The organism is Bacillus sp. XF8, assembly GCF_017498755.1.
Lineage (GTDB): Bacteria > Bacillota > Bacilli > Bacillales > Bacillaceae_G > Bacillus_A > Bacillus_A bingmayongensis.
This window is the reverse complement of record NZ_JAGDQK010000012.1, coordinates 54737-75539: the sequence shown is the minus strand read 5'-3', so window position 1 is coordinate 75539 and position 20803 is coordinate 54737. Positions and strand designations below refer to the sequence as shown.

Here is a 20803-nt window from a genome sequence, read left to right as displayed (position 1 = left end):
AATTCAACTACTAAGATGCTCCATTAGATTTAATCATGACTTGAATAGTTTTAAAGATAATTTTCAAATCATAGCTAACCCCTCGTTTTTGGATATATTTTAAATCCAGCTCAACCATCTCTTTAAAACCAACACTATTTCTCTCCGTCACTTGCCAAAGCCCCGTACATCCAGGCGTAACAAGTAATCTCTGCTTATCATAAGCAGTATATTCCCTCACTTCTCTTGGAAGCGGCGGACGCGGTCCAACCAAACTCATCTCACCTTTTAAAACATTTAATAATTGCGGTAATTCATCGATGCTTGTTTTACGAATAAACTTTCCAATCTTCGTTACGCGAGGGTCATCCTTCATTTTAAACATCGCACCGGATACTTCATTGTGTTCCAATAAGTCTTTTAGTTTCTCTTCTGCATCCGTTACCATTGAACGAAATTTATACATACCAAATTCTTTTTCATTTTTCCCAACACGAACTTGTTTAAAAAAAGTTGGACCTTTTGGATCTTCCAACTTAATGAGTAGTGCAACGATAAGAAAAATAGGCGAAAGAAAAATAAGACCACATAGTGCTCCTACTATGTCCATTAAGCGCTTCATAAATAAATACAACCATCTTTGATTTACCTCTTCAGCAGCAAGTAACCCTTCTTTTTTTACAGTTCCACTTGATACTTTCATTAAGGCCAATACTCTCCCACCTCACCTTTTATACATGTACATTTTCTTTTTGTATAAGTTCATTCATATATTTAATTAATTCGTCTTTTAGCTCATCATGCTGAAGTGCCATCTCAATTGTCGTCTGAATAAACCCTAACTTCTCCCCAACGTCATAACGCTTTCCTTCGAAGTCATATGCAAATACACGTTGGATTTCATTTAATCGTTGAATTGCATCTGTCAGTTGAATTTCTCCACCGGCACCTGTTTGTTGATCTTCTAAGAACATGAAGATTTCTGGAGTTAGTACGTAGCGTCCCATAATCGCTAAATTCGATGGCGCTGTTCCTTGCGCTGGTTTTTCCACAAATCTGCTCACCTGATAACTACGTCCTTTTTGTTCTAGCGGATCAATAATGCCGTAGCGATGTGTTTCATTTTCTGGAACAGTTTGCACACCGATTACTGATGATTTTGTTGTGTCATATTGATCCATTAATTGTCGTAGACAAGGCGTCTCTGCCTGGACAATATCATCACCAAGTAATACCGCAAATGGCTCATTCCCAATAAATTTACGTGCACACCATACTGCATGTCCGAGTCCTTTTGGTTCTTTTTGCCTTATGTAGTGAATGTTAATTTTGGAAGATGCTTGTACTTTTTCAAGCATTTCATACTTCCCTTTTTCTAATAAGTTTTGTTCTAGTTCAAAGGAGTGATCAAAGTGATCTTCAATTGCACGCTTACCTTTACCCGTTACAATGATGATGTCTTCAATTCCAGATGCAATAGCTTCTTCTACAATGTATTGAATCGTTGGTTTATCAACGATTGGTAACATTTCTTTCGGCATTGCTTTCGTCGCTGGTAAAAATCTTGTACCCAGTCCAGCTGCAGGAATAATCGCTTTTTTTACTTGTTTCAACTTTTATAGCCCCCTAAATTTGTATGTAATAAAAGTTCAAGCTATATCTTGCATCCATAAAAGATATAGCTTGAACTTCTAGCAAATTTATAATAATAACGGGCATCTAACCCGACCTCACACCATGCTTTTGACAACGATTGTGTCTAAGGTAGAAATATTCTACCCACAGCATAGCCGAGTGTCTCCATTGATATTGGTTAGGAGGCATCACCTAAATGTTTTTTTCTTCAAAAGAGACCTAATATTTTTTTACGTCGTATTTTCTCTGGCTCTTCTCGATAAATCATTTTCCCACTTATTAGTGCATATGTATTTTCTTTGAAATAGTAGCACATAGAACTCCCGAATGTCTTTTCTACTGTTTCATACGCGGCTTGTAAGTGAAAGGAGCGCGTTGTTATGTTATGAGCATCTGATGCGATCACGTGCGCTAAATGATGTTCAATGAGTTGTAATGTGAATTTTTTTATTTTCTTTCCGAATTTTCCTGTTATGCTTCCTGCGGTAATTTGCGTTAGCATCCCTTGACTCACGAGCTTATACAACACATCCGGGTGTTCAATGATTTCTGTATTTCGCTCTGGATGTACAATAATTGGCGTGATTCCTTTCACACGCAGCTCATATAACATTTTTTCTGCATAACGCGGGACATGATTTGCTGGAAATTCAATTAATATGTATTTATCCGTACGATTTAATGTAAGAGTATGTCCTAATTCGTAGTCTTCTAATAATTCTCCGTATAACCTGATTTCTTGACCAGGTAAAACGGTTAAATTGATTTCTTCTTCTTTCAATCTTTCATTTAACTGCTTTACCTGATAAAGAATGCTTTCTGCTGGATTGATATAAACACCATTTTGATGATGGGGAGTGGCAACGATTGTATGAATCCCTTCTTCACATGCCGCCTTTGCCATAGCAATACTATCTTCGATTGATTGTGCCCCGTCATCGATACTAGGCAAAATATGACAATGTAAATCAATCATTCTCATACATCCTCTCTTCATCTATTTTTTTACGTTATAAGAATAAGAAGAAAAGACGAATCTCCATCTTTTCTTCTTATCTATTTAGTTAGAGCCGTAATAGTAATACTCTGATCCCTTTTGTTCTTTGTCATTTAAAATAACGCCAAGAAGCGTACCTTGCGCGCTATCTAATGCTTGTTTTGCTTTTAGTGCTGCTTCCTTTTCTGTTGAACCGCTTCGAATCACAAGTACAGAAGCATCGCATTGGTTTGCCATAATTTGTGCATCTGTAACCGGTAAGATTGGCGATGTATCAAAGATAACAAGATCATAGGTGCCGTAAGCTTCTGAAAGCAAATCTTTCATTGAGCTTGCTCCAAGTAATTCAGCTGGGTTTGGCGGGATTGGACCACATGGTAAAAATGTTAAATTACCAATCTGTGTTTGTTTTACACAAGTTTCAAGTGTTTTACTACGTGTTAATACACTTGTTAAGCCAAAAATATTCTCAACTTGCAGCATTTGATGTAGTGCAGGTTTACGTAAATCTGCATCAATGAGTAATACTTTTTTACCTTGCTGTGCAAAGACAATTGCAATGTTAGCAGCTGTTGTTGTCTTTCCTTCACTTGAATTAGCAGATGTGACAATAAGAGAACGAATCTTCTTATCAACAGATGCAAACTCAATATTTGTTCGTACATTTCGGTATTGTTCCGAAACAGATGATTTCGGTTGTTCATACGCAATAAGTTGACGACGCGCGCGCGATACTTTCTTCTTAAGAACCAATTGTATGCCCCCCTACTCTCTTTGTTTCTGATAGGCTACTGCTTTTTGTACCGCCTTCCTCCATATGAGCAACGACACCAAGAACAGGTAGACCAAGTATTTTTTCAATATCTTCTTCTTTTTTCAGCGTATTATCTAAGTACTCTAGTAAGAATGCAAGTCCGACAGAAGCCATTAATCCAACAACAAATGCAATTGCTACGTTTAGCATTTTATTAGGTTTAATTGGAGATTGTCCTTCTGTTGCTTCTGATTTTGATAAGATCGTTACGTTATCGACACTCATAATTTTCGCAATTTTACTTTTGAATACTTCCGCTGTTGTGTTCGCAATATCACGAGCTAGTTTTGCATCTTTATCTTGTACTGTAACGGCAATGACTTGCGAATCTTTCTCATTTGCTACATTAATTTTGCTATTTAATGCTCCAGTTGACATATCAAGTTTTAACTTTTCTTTCACCTGATCTAAAATAACAGGGCTTTTAACAATAACTTTATATGTATTTGTTAATTGAAGACTTGTTTGCACTTCACCAGGTTGGAAAACACCTTCTTGCTTCTTTTGGTTAACAAGAATTTGCGTCGAAGATTGATAAATCGGCGTCATAAAGTAGAAACTTACGACTGCGCTTACAAGTGCTGCCCCAATCGTAATCGCTAAGATCATAACTAAACGTTTTCTTAAAATAGTAAATAGCTCTTTCAAACTTATTGTTTCTTCCATGCCTTCCTCCAGCCTCCAATAATTTGTCATAAAACTTTCGCATATAAATAAAATGTCAGATTTTACTCTGACACTAACCATTTATTTCCTATTCCTACCAGTGTTTAGGAATAGCTAATCATTTATTATATTACATAACTTACATTAGTATAGCAATAAACATTGAGAAAATTATTTAGGGAATTGACAAATAAAATCTTACCCGATTCGACACGTATCGATTTCTTTCGTCATGTATGGGCTTTCATTTGTTAAGAATCATTATATTGATATATTTACTTATAAGCAAACAAAAAACATGTTATATACTTACAATACCTTTAAAATAAATGTTTCCGCTAAAATATTTCGTCTTTTCTTAATCTTCATAATATGTTGTGTATTATATATAAAGATTATAAAATTTATTCCATTACTAGAAATAAATATCTTTAAAAATAATATCTATACAATTTCTAATCGAATGTCCATTAAAAAAGGAATCTATCTTATCGACAGATTCCCTTACTCTCTTCCTATTTCGTAACACTCAGCTCATTTTCTACAATTTTTTTCATATAGTTTAAAAGATCTTGTTTTAATTCTTCATGCTGCATCGCTACTTCAATTGTTGTTTGAATAAATCCTAATTTCTCTCCAACATCGTAACGCTTTCCTTCAAAGTCATATGCGAATACGCGCTGCGTTTCATTTAAGCGTTGGATGGCATCTGTTAGTTGAATTTCGCCGCCTGCTCCAATGTGTTGTTCTTCTAGCAGTGCAAAAATTTCTGGTGTTAAAATGTAACGCCCCATAATTGCTAGATTAGATGGAGCTGTTCCTTGCGCTGGTTTCTCCACAAATGTTCTTACTTGATAACGACGATCATTTTGCTCTAGTGGATCAATAACACCGTAACGGTGCGTTTCATTTTCTGGTACCGTTTGTACACCAATTACAGATGCTTTCGTTTTATCATACTCATCCATTAATTGACGCAAACAAGGCTTATCCGCTTGTACAATATCATCACCAAGTAATACAGCAAACGGTTCGTTGCCAATAAATTTACGTGCACACCAAACAGCATGCCCTAAACCTTTTGGTTCTTTTTGACGAATATAGTGTATGTTAATTTTTGACGATTCTTGTACTTTTGCAAGAAGCTCAAATTTCTCTTTTGCTAATAGGTTTTCTTCTAGTTCAAAGGAATGATCGAAGTGGTCTTCAATCGCACGCTTTCCTTTTCCTGTAACAATAATAATATCTTCAATTCCAGACGCGATTGCTTCTTCAACAATATACTGAATCGTTGGCTTATCAACGATCGGTAACATTTCCTTTGGCATCGCCTTTGTTGCAGGTAAAAATCGTGTACCTAGACCTGCAGCTGGAATAATTGCTTTTCTGACTTTTTTCAAAAATAATCACCCTAACTTATAAAATTCACTTCTAATTATACAACTTATTATATATCAGACATCTTAATAGTATAATAATTAAATTTTAATTGTTCAAGTTACGGATATGCCTCGTCTTTGTTCATTAGAAAAGGAGATGAATGAAAATGCTCCTGTTCATTCATCTCTTAAAGTAAAAAATACCTATTCTTTCTTATCGCCAAGCGCAAATGTAATTTCTGCTTCACAAGCAATTTCACCATTTACAGTTGCAACTGCTTTTCCTTTGCCAATCGGGCCACGTACACGAGTCATTTCAACTTCTAAACGAAGCTGATCTCCTGGACGTACTTGACGCTTAAAACGGCAATTATCAATCCCAGCGAAAAATGCAAGACGCCCACGATTTTCTTCTTTCTTTAATACCGCAACAGCACCTACCTGTGCCAACGCTTCTACAATTAGAACACCTGGCATGACAGGATAATCTGGAAAGTGTCCGTTAAAGTATTCTTCATTTGCTGTTACATTTTTAATTCCAATTGCTTTTTTACCTTCTTCTACTTCTAGAATTTGATCGACAAGTAGAAATGGATAACGATGTGGAATAATCTCTTTAATTTGTCCTATATCTAACATATTCTTCTCTCCTTATATACCAAATTGGTCATACCACCAGCATACTGTCCTTATTATCCCATTCTCTACTGTTTTTGTCACGGAAAACAAAAAAAACGTTTTCTATTGAAAACGTCTATAAGGACAATTTATATAAAAAAGATACACCCTTTTCCTTTCGCTAAAATCGGTATAACAAAATAAGAACTATTAGCACGGAGGTTGGAGAAAGGATGTATATCAAAGTTAGGGAAAGGCAATATACACTATTTGCCTTATGTGTCGTATTCACTGTTCATTATAAAGGACAAAAATAAGAAAGAAAAACCCAATATTTACTGCTTTTTATCATTATTACCCTGTAATTCTACAAATTTCTACAAATTTCTTTCTTTATCTTATATTAGCTTAAATTGTATATCAAGAAATTAAGATGTAAAATTCAAAACAGTATAATTTCAAAAGAATTAACCTTTGCTAATTGATCCTCAACAAAATGCCATTATAAAGGATATAATTACCCTTGATCCCGCTATTCGCGGGCAGTAAGACTCCCACCTCAAAATTCAGCAAAAGCAAAGAAGTTAGGTGTGCGATGAAGAAAACCCCCACTGATTAAAGTTTCGCTTTATAAAAATATGAAATATTGCATATAAATTCTTTATAAATCTATTTAACAATATATAAAATAAGTTATAATAAATAAGAAATTGTTGCTTTTCCTTGTTTATCTGTTAATAAGGAATCATGTAGGATTCGAGAGAAATACTCGAATTAAATACATAAAAAAAAGAATCCCTTAGCCTTTGGGGATTCTTTTTTATGTATATTCTACATATTGTTTATACAGATTATCTCTGATAATTACATTACTGATTTTAAAAGCTCTTGCACTAATGGGATTACGCCACCTAAAAATTTTAAAACTGCCATTGCGATTTCCATTCTATTTCCACCTTTCTGTATATTACAATATTATTAATACCCTAATATCATTATAATAATCCCCCACATCAATAGCAATCCATTTCGGTATGCAATATTTCATAATAACTGGGTATTTATTTTGCTATCATTACACAGATATACGAAGCATCTCTTTGCTTAGTATAACGGATATCTAATAATGGTGAAAAACCAAATAAACAACAAAAATAACCGGCCCAAATGTAGCTATTTCACTACATTTGGGCCGGCCTCGTCTCTTATTCATAATTGAACACAGTTTTTTATACATTCCTAAAAAAACAAAGTGAAACTTCTATTAATGGGGTTTTCTTCATCCCCCACTGATGGTTAACCATCATAAATCGGGCTTTTACAGGATAAAACCAGTGCCTGTCCTCACTTTACAAATTAGAACCACATCTGCTAATAATCAAACACTTACCTTAGCTTGTTGTCCAAGTAAACTGCTAAACAAACCGCTCTTATCTGTAGCCAGCTCAGTAAAACTACCTTTTTGAATAATTTGTCCTTGATCCATTACAATTACCTGATCAGCTTTTCGTATAGTAGATAATCTGTGCGCAATGACAATGATCGTCATGCTTCCCTTTAGTCTTTCCAATGCCTCTTGGATTTTTGTTTCATTTTCAGCATCTAGGGCACTTGTCGCCTCATCCAATACTAAAATGGACGGCTTTCGAAGGATTGCTCTAGCCAAAACAAGCCTTTGCCGTTCTCCTCCTGAAAGTCTGACTCCCCTATCGCCGATAAGTGTATCTAATCCTTGCGGGAGCTTGCTAACAAACTCAGCAGAAGCAGAAAAATCCAATGCTTCCCAAATTTGCTCTTCGCTTGCATTTGGCTCAACCATTTTTAAATTGTCTCTTATACTAGCATTAAATAAAAATGGATCTTGAGGAACATAGCTAATGGCTTTCCTCAATGATAATAGGCTCTTACTTGTCAAAGGTTTGTTATCTATTAATAACTGGCCGCTCTCTGGCTGCATAAGCCCCATTACAATATCGATTAATGTACTTTTCCCAGCACCAGAACGTCCTGAGATAGCTGTCATATAGTTGGATGGGATGCACAAATTGATATTTTTCAGGGCGTATGTAGACTCTTGTTTATTGTAACGAAAAGAGAGATTTCGGCATTCAATGGATTGTTCGATCTGAATCGGATTCACACAATTATAACTCTGCTCTATGTCTTGCAATTCCACACTTTTCCTACACTCTTCTTGTAATTCCAGCAAAGCTTTAAAAGCAGGAATGTTCGATGCAATTTGTTCCATATTTGATTGTATACCTGAAAATCGCGGCCACAATCGAGAAAATATAAGAATAATCAATAATAATTGCTCAGTTTGCGTCTGAAACAGCTTAACCGATAACAAAATAAGAAAAGCAATGAAAACTGCTGATGCGATCTTATAAAAGAGCTGAGAATTATTTCTCATCTTAGTATATGCGAACTGTTCACGTTCCACATCTTCCACCCAATTACGTAGCCACATATAACGGGATTGTTCTAAGAGATTGCTCTTTATATCTTTAATCCCATTAAAATGATCCGTTATGCCTGCAAGATAAGCTTTTGAATTCTCTGAAGTCCGGCCGCCTAACCGTTTCGATTTTTTAATAAATCTTCGGGCAAAAAAGGCAAGCACAACACCACAACATAGCACAAAGATTGTTACATCTGCCGCTAACCAAAAAGCGAAACCAATCTGTATGAATGTGAAAACTAATGAAGTAAGCAATTGTAAAAACAAGTTCGTACCTGCACTGACACGCCCTAATTCTGTTGTCAAAGAGTTAATCAGATCAGATTTCCTCTTTTTTACAAAAAAACTCCAATTGGCCTGCAACATCTCACGGTAAGTTTCCATTCTCAAATGGTTAATAAAACGTATCTGAATTTTCGCATTACGAATCATGATGTTTCTTTGTAAAACTGCTTGCCCGACAACCAGTATGATATATATTCCTAACACAAGTGGCAGTCCTAAAGTTGTTGGAAAATCACTTAGAAATCCCAATGCTCCTGAAAGAGGACTTGCTGTTTCGTTCATCTTTGCAATTCCACTAATACTGATCATAGGGATTAATAGTAAAATGCCGATTCCTTCTACAAGACTGACCAATACCATTCCCAAGAGATTAATAATGAGAATGTTCCCAGTAAAAGAGTATAGCTGCTTTACAAAGTATAAAATATTTCTCATTTTCACATCTCCTTATGATCCCTCATTTTCCTCCAAGCCCATAAAATTGGCCGCAAAGGAAAATATAAAACATGCAATTGTTTTGGCAATGGTAAAGTTTCCACATCCTGAGGATAAGGATACAACCAGCTGAGATGAAACAATAACTTTTGAGAGTTTGTCTTTAACAAATATAAATACCGTTCATGATATTTTGAAACTTCTTCTGGAACTGGATCTGTATGCAAATTAATCATACTTTCCAAGTAATATATCGCACTTTGCGCTAATTGCGTGAATCGTTTCCCTGACATGAACACTTTTGTCTCTTCTGTTACCGGAGTATCGAGCAGCTGGGAAGATAAAACAAGTGCCTGTCCTGCCAAATGATTACATTGATATTTTTTCAACAAGAAATGAAGTTCTTCCCAATCCATCTCTTGTCTTGCAATACGGTCAATGTCTGCTAACCAGCGAAGCCTGGACCACCCATGTCTAGTACCATGACAAACAAGAAACATAAACAAATCCTCTCTACCTAGAAAATAGACAGGATAATTCGTGATAGGGCTCATTCTTTTTCGCTCCCACAACTCATCGAAGCGCGGTTCCTTTCCTGGGCCAGGGTGTAGTCGCCAATGAATCTCCAATTTCACCTTACTCATCGGATGCATGTAAGTTGTATGGTGGCGTCTCCATTTCCATTCATTCAGAACCGTGGGAAAATCAGCTTCTTTAACATAGCCATTCTTCACAAGTAACTCGTTCACTTTTCCAAGATCATCCATAGGAACAAGAACATCCAGGTCCCCTGATGTTCGAAGGGAAATATCTCCATATAAATCCACACCAAGAATAGGCCCCTTCAAAAATAGGAGACGGAGCTGGTTTTCAGCAAATAATTTACTTACCTTTCCCATTTCTCCACTCAAATGAAGCATGTGGAATGTATTCCTTTTGGAGTATGCACTTAACGCTTGTACAACATGTGAAGGAACTAGCTGTTTATCGATGTCCTTCATTTTTGTATAAATAAAAGGGTACATGCGATGATGCAGCGCTAGTTTCAAAAATTTGTTCCAATCAATATTGATAAACCAATCTTTTTGGATTGTTTGTATATCTTTATCTTCTTTCTTTATAATTTCAATTAGCAATTTCAGCTCTTTAGGTAAATGGCTCAAATCAAGATTACAACCGGTATCCATTTCATTCTCCTTCAAGATTTTTTCATCCTATCCTTCTTGCAAATTTACCAACAACAGTGAATCTCTTCATTTCTTCTGCACCGGTAATGTAAAAGGGACCACTGCGCAACCACGCATGGGCAATCATGTTTCCTGTCTCATCTCTCGCAGTTCCTAAATACAGCGTACTTTCGATGTGACGCTTCTCCAACATTTTCATAGCAGCGATGGCTTTAACGAGACACTGGCTCTCCCAAAATGTATAACGACTCATCATATGCACCGCCTGGGAAATTCGCCTTAACATGACCTTGTCCGATTCATCATAGCTTAAAGATGTTTCATCCATATGAATTCCTAATGTAGGAGCAACTTTAGAAAACGGTCTACTTTTAAGAATACGAGCCCAACCTAAATAAAAAAAAGCTTCTAAAAGTAACAACTTTGTTCCCGTATCACACGATAAAAAAGCCCTTGCTTTATTTATGATATTCATCGATCCTACTCCCAATCTATTAAATCTGGAACATTCAGCTATAAAGTGAACCTTTAATCAGCCCTCACCAATCGGGCTTTTACGGGCAGTTAATCCCCCACCTATCTTCCTCGTTTCTCTCTGAATCTTGAGGTGAGAGTCTTACTGCCCGTTAATAGCGGGATAAATCAATGTTTATCATCAATTAAAATTAATCCTTCTGCATACAAATTGTTCAAGAAAGAAAGTACTTGTTTCTTACACTCTTCCTCTTCAATCGTATATCGGGACATTAATGTATTAACCAATTGATTAACTGATGTTAATTCATTGATTAAATCCCAAATTTCACCACCTATTCCTCCTAAATTGTAGTATTTTCCATTATGGATGCTCATCATAACTTTCTCTCCATCCATATTACTCACTATATTTTCTTGGCCCTGCACGATAAAACTGTCTAATGAAATCTTTTGGTTCGTAATCATTATTTTTCCTCCTCTTTTAAAGACTCTAGAACTGTGGATACTAAATCATGCGCCGCAAATTTTGAAATAGGGCGCCCTAATTGAAACATCTCCACTTTGTTTATGATATTTGTAGAATTCATAAAATGCCATTCCATCATTCCCATTCGTGGGATTAATAAATTTCGATATGTATGACGCAGCAATGTTTGTATTCTTTCTAGCCCTTCAATCTGCTGAATTTCAACATTGTCATTTTCTGTTTTTACCAACTCAAATACACCTGCAAGCGGTAAAGGCTCATTGAAAAAATGAGACGACACTGGTACAGCATATTTTGTCTCTCTTTCAAATAAAGACTGATAATGCGTCGTTTCCATTCCAAACTGATCAAGACTCTCCTTCCATAGCTTTTGTTGCGGATAAGAAGGTGTCACAAAAGGAATATTATCCTCAGAAAGAGATACAGCAATTACATCATCGCTTAAAAGTTGATATCCCTTGCTCAAGAGAGCTGATGCAAGCGTTGACTTTCCAGCTCCCGACCTTCCTATAAAAGCATACGCCTTTCCATTGATAGCTATCGCACTTCCATGCAGGGGAAGTATTTTTCTCTGCATCAATAATGCACCCATACAAGTCCCAAGAATATAAAGACGAATCTTATCTTTGTCTGATCCTTTCATAGGTGAAACAATAATCTTTTCTCCATTTTGGATACAAAACGTGGCAGTTTCGGGGATTTGAAACATAATTAAATCTTCTTCGACTACGAATGCTGACTTTTTGGAGGATAACTCACTCCATAACTTGGATAAGTCTGCAGTTTCGATTCTTACGTCTACTTCACTTTCATAATTGCTGACTTGAGGTAATTCCGGTAGAGGAATCTCACTTAATAGGGTTAATCCGAAGGCTTTATAAATCTCTCTCTTTACAGTATGTATCATCTTTCTCACTCCAAATAGTTGAAAAATTGATTAAAAAAAACCCTTATACCGTTTTTAAACTATATAAGGGCTGTAAAGCATATAAATCTCATTTAAATATTAGTGCATTAGCTGTGGTGAAGTGCGCCTTGCTCATCTTCATCTTCAAAAACTTGGTCAACTTGAGAAAGTCCTGGTCCAGCCATTGTCATGTTGATATCAAGCACTTCTAATACTGGTGGTTGCCATGTTTGTTTCATAGTATCACCTCCTTTCAAATAAATTTCTTGATGAATCGATAAGCGATAAGACTACGCATTAAAATTCTGAAATCTGGATTGAATGCATATTCTGGTCGTGGTTTTCCCTGTATATTCAAAATTGCGTTCTTAATAACTTCTATATTGAAAAACTCAGAAGCCACAGGGTCCGCACTAAGCTGCTGAAGTTCTCCAATAAATATTTCCCAAGAGGGAACCATGCGGTGAATCACATCAGCACCTTGTATACCCCGGCGTTGATTCAGCCTTACTTTGTCAGGAAGAAATCCTTTTGTCGCTCTTCGGATTAGTGCTCGGTTTAAACCATTTTGAACGAATTGTTCAAGCGGAACAGATAAACAAAATCGAATTACCCGCAAGTCATTCGTCGGATCATGTCCTTGTAAACCATAGCGTAAGGACAATTTTGTTCCACTTGTACCGGTCGTATTCCATAAATTTAACTGTTCAAAATGTTTCTGCCTTACTTCATATATACTAGGTACAGAAGCCCCCGTTTTTTTGACGCCATGTTCTTCGAGTTTATTGAATACATCCGTACGTTTCGCAAGTTCTGGATTCACCAACGTTGGCAGTTCGTACTGCTGTTGTGAAGAACTCATGCGTTTTATGAACGGAAATGCCTTCTTCCCTACAACTTTCAAGATTCTCGATTTTTCCACTCCAACATTTTTACCATATAAATCGATTTCACGATAAAGTTGAAACCATTTTAACTTTTTTAATAGAACTGCATAGTAGTCTAAAGCTGGTCCCCAAGAAATCGTGAAATTTCCTCTCGCCCCATTTAGGAGCACTCCAATTCCTTGTTGCTGGGCTTTTTCATAAATCCCCTTCACCCAAATAGAGTTTTCAAAAAATTTATATGGCATTTCCATAATATCAAGCCAATCATCAATTTCCGAGAATGAATTTTTCCCTGGAAAACTCAAATAATGATCTGTAATATTTCCCACATACTGTACTGTAGATTGGATAAGTGGCTTCTCATCAGCAACTACATGGCTAGGAGTCCAATTCATAAAGTCTTCTACAGGCACAGAGCTGAATGTATATAATTTTTTATTCTCTTTTTGCAAAGCTCTTGCAGCAAAACTAGCAACGGTACCTGAATCTAATCCTCCACTTAAATGGGAACCGACATTGCGATGAGTACGTAGTCTTGATGTGACTGCACTTTCAAATACATCTTGAAATGCCTCTTCATATTCTTGATTAGATTTAAGCTGTAATCGTTCCCCTACAAACAATGTATCATATTTCGAAAGACTTACACTTCCATTGATTACAGAGATTGTATGAGAAGGCGGTACTTGCTCTATATTTTTATGGACTGTTGAAAATGCATCTATTGTATCAAGCATATTAGGTATCGCTAAATATTCAGCTAACCATTGCTCATTTAAATCCTTCCCGACGTACGGTAACGAAAACAATGGTTGTATGCTGGTGCAAAAAGCAAATTGATTTTGATTACGATAAAAGTATAAAGTCCGACTTCCTGAAAAATCACGTGCACCAAAGAGTAATTGTTTTCTCTCATCCCAAATCATAAAGGCAAAATCGCCAATCAGATACTTTGGTACATCTTCTCCCCACTTTTGATAAGCTAGCAAAATCAACTTACTGTCAGGCATCTCTCTCCTGTATGCCTGTTCTACTTGTAATCTATCAAATAATTCATTGCGATTATCAATAATAGCGTCAGCTGTTATAGCCAGCTGTGTTTCATAATCATAGTAAGGTAATTGTTCATTAATAGATTCGGATGTTATCCATTGTGCATGGGAGCCCAAAAAAACATTTCCCTTGTGCCATGTATCGGTATTGTCCGCTGGATAACGAGATAAAGCTTTCATGATTCCCGTGCTATGTTCAAATGGTATGGTTTCCCCATTTAAATGATATATTCCGGTTATTGCACTCATTTCTTTCCTCCCACTACGAGACAAGTAAGGGAAAACCCGATGGATAAGACGATTACCAGATATATCAAAAAAATGTTATTAATATACCAGAAAAACCTTTTCTCAAACTACCGTGTTTCCGCATAACAGATTTTAAAGCTCGACTTTACAACCTTAAATCCATTTATAGTTGAAACATTCAAGCTTTCAGGCTATCCACCCTATTGTAAACCCTTGCATTTTAATTTTTATATTCTTAAAAAAGAACAAAGGTGTGATTTTCTTACTTTGAATAAAAAATATCGCTATCTAACTTTTCACATAAATAAAAACCTATGAATTTAATATATCAATAAAACGTTTATATTCTTTATAAAGAATATAAATTCAGATTATCATTTCACCTTTTTATTGTCAAGTATCTATATACTCAAAAAAATGAATGTTTATTTATCTTTTTAAGTAACTGTAATCAGCGGGGGATCTGCATCCCCACTGATTATTAGCCCTCACGAATCGGGGGATAAAAATTATATCTTACAAATGCACAGGAAAATTTCCATTTTTTATATATTTCAATAATTTCTGTGCTATGATATTTTATATAATTTATTAATTAAAGACGATGTTTTATATTCTCCTGCTTCTTCTGTATTCGAACAGAAGTCAAATAACCTTTTATCGTTATACCATTTTTACCAAGGAGGTCATATCATATGCGTTCACCGCTCATCATGCTAGCTAAGAATACAATTCGCATTTACCACAAGATTATGTACGCTTACTATTTCACTCTCTATAGGGATTGCCGTGACCTTCATTCAAAAGAAATTTTTTTCCGGAAAATGAAATTTCACAAAAACAGAGCTGGATTAGATAGTAAATCCTCCTAGGTTGTTAACATCTTTCTTATTAAACTTCCTATTTTCTATCTTTACATAGCAACATTTATTGTCAGCGCACTTTTGATACATGTAATAACTCTTGTCTGATCTTCCTCTATCATACCTGATCCAGATGGAAGACATAAGCCAGTTTTAAACAATTTTCTAGCAATATCTTCGCTATCACTATGTGAGTAGTAAGTTACCCCCTCGAATAGAGGTTGCATGTGAAGAGGTTTCCAAACAGGGCGCGCCTCGATATTTTCATTTTCTAGGTGTTTCAGTAATGTCTGAATCGATACTCCCGTTTTTTCTTCATCTATAGTAAGAACTGTAAGCCATCGGTTTGAATAAGTATCCTCTAACTCAGGCATAAACTGTATACCTGGAATATGAGATAATTCTTCATAGTATCTATCAAATATTTTTCTTCTTGCTTGTACTCTATCTTGTAAGATCTGCAGCTGCGCTCTTCCTATACCCGCTAAAATATTGCTCATTCGATAATTATATCCAAATGTGCTGTGTTGGTAATGCGGAGCAGGGTCCCTTGCCTGCGTAGCTAAAAATCTTGCTTTTCTCAACGCTTCGACATCATTGGATACAAGCATTCCTCCACCTGAGGTTGTAATGATTTTATTTCCGTTGAACGAATAGATTCCAAATTTCCCGAATGTTCCGCTCGCTTTACCTTTATAGAAAGAGCCAAGTGATTCCGCTGCATCCTCTATCACTGGAATATCGTATTTATTACATAATGAAAGAATCTCATCCATTTTAGCACTTTGTCCATATAGATTTACAACAATTACTGCTTTTGGCAGCATTCCCTTCTCATTTGCATCACGAAGTGCACATTCTAAAGCTTGTGGTGACATATTCCATGTTTCAGGCTCTGAATCAATGAACACTGGTGTAGCCCCTAAATATAAAATTGGATTTGCACTTGCTATAAAAGTAAGGCTCGAACAAAACACCGTATCCCCATCTTTTACATCCAATAAACGAAGTGCCAAATGAATAGCAGCGGTTCCTGAACTAACTGCAGCTGCATCACGAACTCCCACATGGGACGAAAGTTCACTTTCAAACGCATCTACATTTGGACCAAGTGGAGCAATCCAATTCATATCAAATGCTTCTCCTATATATTTTTGTTCATTACCGCTCATATGTGGAGCGGAGAGATAGATTCTTGTTTTTTCCTGTGAATAGACCACTTTAAACACTCTCCTATAATTCTTTTTTTATGACTCTGGCTGGAATGCCAACTGCTGTACAACTTGCTGCAATATCACAGATTACTGTTGCCCCCGCGCCGATAATGGACCAATCTCCAATTGTAATATTGGGAATCACATTAGCTCCTGCCCCTATATGTACTCCTGTCCCTACGGTAACAGATCCAGTCAGTACAGCATTAGGGGAAATATGCGCAAAATCTTTTACCTTATTGTCATGTTCAATAATAGCGCCTGTATTGACAATAACGTGATTCCCAATCTTAGCATCTGCATTAATGATTGCACCGGGCATAACGACCGTACCAGCTCCAATCTTTGCACTTAAACTAACGATAGATTGTTTATGTATAAGCGTCACATAGCGATGAACGGGAATTTCTAATCGCTCCATAATTAATTTTCTTATTCTGTTATTTCCTATAGCTATCACGAACTTTGTATCTGTATGCTCATTCATTAACGTTACAGCTGCAGAAATAGGCCCAAAATAAACGCCATCCTCAACCTTTAATTGTTCATAAACATCATCTAATTGCCCAATAATTTCATAATTTCCATATGATCGGATAATATCGCGGATTACTTTACTATGACCACCTGCCCCAATCATGATGATTCGCACTTATATCACCTCCTCAAGAATTCTTCGTACCAGTAAATTTCTCCATAGTTACATGTCCAACCTGATTAATCCCTTCTGACTTAAATACTTTTTTTGCCGTCAACAACAAGATTTTCATATCAAGCCAAAAAGTCTGATTCTCGACATACCACACATCAAAATTAAATTTTTCTTCCCAAGAGATTGCATTTCTTCCATTCACCTGAGCCCAACCTGTAATTCCAGGTCTCACATTATGCCGCTTGGCTTGTTCTTCTGTATATAGCTCCAAATATTCCATTAACAATGGTCTAGGGCCTACCAAACTTATGTCCCCTTTTATAACATTGAACAACTGTGGCAATTCATCCAAACTACATTTTCTAAGAAATTGTCCGAATCGGGTAAGCCTTACATTATCGGGCAGCATATTCCCTTCGCTATCTTTCTCATCAGTCATAGTTCTAAACTTGTAAACAGAAAAAGGCGCACCATATAGCCCCGGACGTTGCTGCTTAAATATGATGGGGGAACCCAACTTAACTCTAACTAAAACAGCTACTATAATAATAGGAATTAACAATAACGCCAATAATGATAAAGAAACGAATAAATCAAAAAACCTTTTCATATTATAATCATACTCCTAATTTAGTTTATATACTAACCCCTGCCCCATACCTATTTAAAGCTTCTATTTTCATAAAAACATCCTCATTTATTTAAGGCCATTACATACAAAATATTCAAATTAAAATACCAAGTAATAAGAAAACCACCACATTCATCAGAACATAGTGGTTTTTCATTTCTAAGGGGTTCTTATTACTTATCGTTTATCCCGCTATTTGTGGGAGTCGGGCTGCCCGTAAAAGCCCGATTGGTTCAGCTAATAATCAGTGAGAGATGAAGAAAACCCCCATTGATTAAAGTTTCACTTCAAATTAGTAGGTGCCCTTTTTGTTTAACTGCAGTTTTCCCAGCAGCTTTCCTAGTATACTTTTAACAATTCCAAATAAATACTTAAATTCATCTGTCTTATAAAAAATAAATACGTAAATCATATTCGGAATTATCAAACAAGTCATTCCTCTTAATATCAATTCTAGTAATCCATTATACGGAATAAAACTACATATTAAACTTGTGATAAGACAAGTTCCTAGCCCTAGCATTGTATAATAAGTATATTTTAAAAAGTAATCCCTAACCGGTTTACGAAATACCTTCTTATATACTAGATAAGGAGCAATCCAAAATGGGACTGCTAATGTACTTATAAGTGTTCCAATAAAAACACCTGTTATGCCCATATATTGCACCAAGACAATAGAAACAACCAGATTCACAGCAGCCTCCAAAAAGGGAGCGTACCGGTCTTCATGAAAGATCCCTGATGTCGTTTTCACCATGGATATAGAACGTCTCATTCCGGATACATAAAAATTCATTATTAATATAATTAACACGCTTATATCCATAATAAACTTCGAACCAATCCATACAGTAATAAAAGATTCCATTATAATATATAAGAAAATGGAAAAGAATGAGTATATCCAAAAATTACAAAGCAGCGTAATTTTAAATATGCTATAAACTTTGTCATCACTTTCTTTTGCAACTAAATTTCCTACGCTATGATTAATGTTATCAAAAATTTGATTTATAAAAGTTCTACAAATGTTAATTAACATATAATAATTTGAATACAATCCGACAGCTGTAACACTGACAAAAGACGCAATTAACATGTTATCGGTACCAAAGACAATGTACCCACCTATATTATGTAACACTAAAGCTTTTACATTTTTAACAATATTGCTTTTGGTTTCGCTATCTAATTTGCTTGCTGCCTTATTTTTCAAAAATGGGTACATCTTATCTACCAGCATAGCCAAGAACGCAGAGGTAGTAATTGTTATAATAATATCGATTATTAGATACAAAATATAACTTTGCGTAAAGTATAAAATCCCTATTTTAATGCAAGTAGATATAATGGATGAGATAGAATACACTCCTGTAACAATATATCCCTTTTGACAAACATTTAAAAAGGAAGTTTTATATGTAAATAAATACGATGCAGCTGTATTAAGTAAAAATATAATGTAAATAAAATGAATATTTTCAATTTTCGAATCTTTAGCAATATATCCAAGGAAGGGTATTAGAGATAAACCTAGCACTAACACTATTACAGCTATTACCATATATGCTTTTTTATAAAAATTCATGAGCATATTGATTCTATCCTGATCATTTTCTGCCACTGGTTTATAAAGATTGTATATAATAGCAGATCCTATTCCTGCTTCAGCTAAAGATAACATTCCTAATACATTAGTAAATAAGCCATTTACCCCCAGGTACTCAACACCTAAATAAGTAATAAACACGGTTCTGGAAACAAAACTTAATAACGTAATAATAACTTGACTACCTATACCGGCTGATATATTAATTATTGAATTTTTAACTCTCATTTTTCCACCCACTTCAGAAAGTATAAAAACACTTTCAATTTAAGGATATCACCCATTCTCTCTTTTATATGCTGTAACTAGTAAGGAATACACTTTAAACTTTAGTGCTAAATAATATACATACTCCTTAAAGTTATTACATTGATATGAAAAGCCAATCTCTTTTACACTATCCGAGAACATCTCATAATTTACTATTCTACGAAAAGCATCATTAACATTCACATTAGGGCCTCTTCTTACATTATCAACCAACAGCCTATATATATGATTTATATAATAATTAGCCATATCTTTTTTAAAGTGTGCATCGTGTAATAAACCAAATTCTTGTGAAAGCTGTCTTCTTATTTTATATTGTAAAATTAAACTGTTCTCTAAATTTGGTTTATACGGAGCTCTCATTAAGCTATTTGGATTATTAACAGTATAAAAGTACAACTCTTCTGAGATTGCGCACACCCTTTGTGATTGCAATAAAAACTCTAAATTAAAAATAACATCTTCTCCAATAAACACTTGTTCATTGAATCTGATGTTCTTTTCTTTTATAATGCTTAAATTGTATATATACCTCCATGAAAAGCATAAATCATTCTTGGAATGAACATTTGGGGAGCTTAATACAAAATCTCTCCCGTTCATAACAGTATCTAATTTGAAGTTAGGGGTGATAATATTATTATTTGGAACAGTTTTGTACCCACATATTACAGCGTCACACTGTTTATCTTCCGCAATGCTATATAATCTAGTAAAATAATTTTCACTTATCTCATCATCAGGATCAATAAATACGATATACTTCCCTGTGGCAGCTTCAATCCCTGCATTTCTTGCACTACTCGCCCCTCCATTTTCTTTATAGATTACTTTAATCCTATTATCCTTTTTTGAATATTCCTCACATATTTCACCACATTTATCTGTTGAACCGTCATTAACCAGAACTAATTCAATACTGATGAAAGGCTGATTTAAGACACTTTCAATACATCTAGCTAACCATTTTTCCACATTATATATAGGAACAATAACACTTATTAATTCACGCAACCCTTTCACCTCTACATTACTTACATGAGTTA

Annotated in this window: 19 protein-coding genes and 1 pseudogene; all 20 read right to left on the bottom strand. The window is 35.3% G+C overall.

The window, feature by feature from the left end; all coding sequences use genetic code 11:
• Positions 1-10: 10 nt before the first annotated feature.
• Complete coding sequence (locus tag J4P91_RS08885) at positions 11-691, bottom strand: sugar transferase (protein WP_207993700.1); 681 nt, start codon at positions 689-691, stop codon at positions 11-13.
• A 19-nt stretch (positions 692-710) separates the two neighbouring features.
• Positions 711-1592 carry a UTP--glucose-1-phosphate uridylyltransferase GalU gene (gene galU, locus J4P91_RS08880; RefSeq protein WP_207993699.1) on the bottom strand — a complete coding sequence of 294 codons (882 nt, stop codon included), beginning with the start codon at positions 1590-1592 and terminating at the stop codon, positions 711-713.
• A 230-nt stretch (positions 1593-1822) separates the two neighbouring features.
• Positions 1823-2590 (bottom strand): tyrosine-protein phosphatase, encoded by a 768-nt coding sequence (locus tag J4P91_RS08875; RefSeq protein ID WP_207993697.1) that lies wholly within the window; start codon positions 2588-2590, stop codon positions 1823-1825.
• Between the two features lie 84 nt (positions 2591-2674).
• Positions 2675-3364, bottom strand: coding sequence for a CpsD/CapB family tyrosine-protein kinase (locus tag J4P91_RS08870; protein ID WP_207993696.1), 690 nt, complete (start codon positions 3362-3364; stop codon positions 2675-2677).
• The gene (locus tag J4P91_RS08865) at positions 3354-4091 is read right to left on the bottom strand and encodes a YveK family protein (RefSeq protein ID WP_207993694.1); all 738 of its coding nucleotides are present in this window, start codon (positions 4089-4091) and stop codon (positions 3354-3356) included. Before J4P91_RS08865 ends, J4P91_RS08870 begins: the two co-directional genes overlap by 11 nt.
• A 515-nt stretch (positions 4092-4606) precedes the next feature.
• Positions 4607-5491: a UTP--glucose-1-phosphate uridylyltransferase GalU gene (gene galU / locus J4P91_RS08860; RefSeq protein ID WP_207993692.1), complete on the bottom strand. Its 885-nt coding sequence runs from the start codon at positions 5489-5491 to the stop codon at positions 4607-4609.
• A 183-nt stretch (positions 5492-5674) separates the two neighbouring features.
• Positions 5675-6109, bottom strand: coding sequence for a 3-hydroxyacyl-ACP dehydratase FabZ (fabZ, locus tag J4P91_RS08855; RefSeq protein ID WP_207993690.1), 435 nt, complete (start codon positions 6107-6109; stop codon positions 5675-5677).
• Between the two features lie 843 nt (positions 6110-6952).
• A pseudogene (locus J4P91_RS29690) lies at positions 6953-7136 on the bottom strand (hypothetical protein).
• Positions 7137-7466: 330 nt separating this feature from the next.
• Positions 7467-9269, bottom strand: coding sequence for an ABC transporter ATP-binding protein (locus tag J4P91_RS08850; protein WP_207993688.1), 1803 nt, complete (start codon positions 9267-9269; stop codon positions 7467-7469).
• A gap of 2 nt (positions 9270-9271) precedes the next feature.
• Positions 9272-10456 (bottom strand): nucleotidyltransferase domain-containing protein, encoded by a 1185-nt coding sequence (locus tag J4P91_RS08845; RefSeq protein WP_207993752.1) that lies wholly within the window; start codon positions 10454-10456, stop codon positions 9272-9274.
• A gap of 22 nt (positions 10457-10478) precedes the next feature.
• A complete protein-coding gene (locus tag J4P91_RS08840; protein ID WP_207993686.1) occupies positions 10479-10931 on the bottom strand; it encodes a lasso peptide biosynthesis B2 protein in 453 nt (150 codons plus the stop codon).
• 167 nt (positions 10932-11098) lie between these two features.
• Entirely contained in the window at positions 11099-11398 is a 300-nt protein-coding gene (locus J4P91_RS08835) for a lasso peptide biosynthesis PqqD family chaperone (RefSeq protein WP_207993685.1), read from the bottom strand.
• A complete protein-coding gene (locus J4P91_RS08830) occupies positions 11398-12327 on the bottom strand; it encodes an aldolase (protein ID WP_207993683.1) in 930 nt (309 codons plus the stop codon). Before J4P91_RS08830 ends, J4P91_RS08835 begins: the two co-directional genes overlap by 1 nt.
• Positions 12328-12434: 107 nt before the next feature.
• Positions 12435-12566, bottom strand: coding sequence for a paeninodin family lasso peptide (locus J4P91_RS08825; protein ID WP_207993681.1), 132 nt, complete (start codon positions 12564-12566; stop codon positions 12435-12437).
• Between the two features lie 14 nt (positions 12567-12580).
• Positions 12581-14515 (bottom strand): lasso peptide isopeptide bond-forming cyclase, encoded by a 1935-nt coding sequence (locus J4P91_RS08820; RefSeq protein WP_207993679.1) that lies wholly within the window; start codon positions 14513-14515, stop codon positions 12581-12583.
• 913 nt (positions 14516-15428) lie between these two features.
• Positions 15429-16598: a DegT/DnrJ/EryC1/StrS family aminotransferase gene (locus tag J4P91_RS08815; RefSeq protein WP_307802527.1), complete on the bottom strand. Its 1170-nt coding sequence runs from the start codon at positions 16596-16598 to the stop codon at positions 15429-15431.
• 13 nt (positions 16599-16611) lie between these two features.
• Positions 16612-17244, bottom strand: a complete 633-nt coding sequence (locus tag J4P91_RS08810) for an acetyltransferase (RefSeq protein ID WP_207993676.1) — start codon at positions 17242-17244, stop codon at positions 16612-16614.
• 13 nt (positions 17245-17257) lie between these two features.
• Positions 17258-17854 (bottom strand): sugar transferase, encoded by a 597-nt coding sequence (locus J4P91_RS08805; protein WP_207993674.1) that lies wholly within the window; start codon positions 17852-17854, stop codon positions 17258-17260.
• Between the two features lie 313 nt (positions 17855-18167).
• On the bottom strand, positions 18168-19715 hold the full coding sequence (locus tag J4P91_RS08800; RefSeq protein WP_207993672.1) for a lipopolysaccharide biosynthesis protein: 1548 nt from the start codon (positions 19713-19715) through the stop codon (positions 18168-18170).
• A gap of 48 nt (positions 19716-19763) precedes the next feature.
• Positions 19764-20780 (bottom strand): glycosyltransferase, encoded by a 1017-nt coding sequence (locus tag J4P91_RS08795; RefSeq protein ID WP_307802526.1) that lies wholly within the window; start codon positions 20778-20780, stop codon positions 19764-19766.
• Positions 20781-20803: the final 23 nt, after the last annotated feature.

Bases quoted from the DNA above. Each gene is read 5' to 3' on its own strand.
- J4P91_RS08805 (WP_207993674.1), bottom strand. From the start codon at position 17,854: ATGAAAAGGTTTTTTGATTTATTCGTTTCTTTATCATTATTGGCGTTA.
- J4P91_RS08825 (WP_207993681.1), bottom strand. From the start codon at position 12,566: ATGAAACAAACATGGCAACCACCAGTATTAGAAGTGCTTGATATCAAC.
- fabZ (WP_207993690.1), bottom strand. From the start codon at position 6,109: ATGTTAGATATAGGACAAATTAAAGAGATTATTCCACATCGTTATCCA.
- J4P91_RS08820 (WP_207993679.1), bottom strand. From the start codon at position 14,515: ATGAGTGCAATAACCGGAATATATCATTTAAATGGGGAAACCATACCA.
- J4P91_RS08840 (WP_207993686.1), bottom strand. From the start codon at position 10,931: ATGAATATCATAAATAAAGCAAGGGCTTTTTTATCGTGTGATACGGGA.
- J4P91_RS08800 (WP_207993672.1), bottom strand. From the start codon at position 19,715: ATGAGAGTTAAAAATTCAATAATTAATATATCAGCCGGTATAGGTAGT.
- J4P91_RS08835 (WP_207993685.1), bottom strand. From the start codon at position 11,398: ATGATTACGAACCAAAAGATTTCATTAGACAGTTTTATCGTGCAGGGC.
- J4P91_RS08830 (WP_207993683.1), bottom strand. From the start codon at position 12,327: ATGATACATACTGTAAAGAGAGAGATTTATAAAGCCTTCGGATTAACC.
- J4P91_RS08865 (WP_207993694.1), bottom strand. From the start codon at position 4,091: ATGGAAGAAACAATAAGTTTGAAAGAGCTATTTACTATTTTAAGAAAA.
- J4P91_RS08845 (WP_207993752.1), bottom strand. From the start codon at position 10,456: ATGGATACCGGTTGTAATCTTGATTTGAGCCATTTACCTAAAGAGCTG.
- J4P91_RS08850 (WP_207993688.1), bottom strand. From the start codon at position 9,269: ATGAGAAATATTTTATACTTTGTAAAGCAGCTATACTCTTTTACTGGG.
- J4P91_RS08875 (WP_207993697.1), bottom strand. From the start codon at position 2,590: ATGATTGATTTACATTGTCATATTTTGCCTAGTATCGATGACGGGGCA.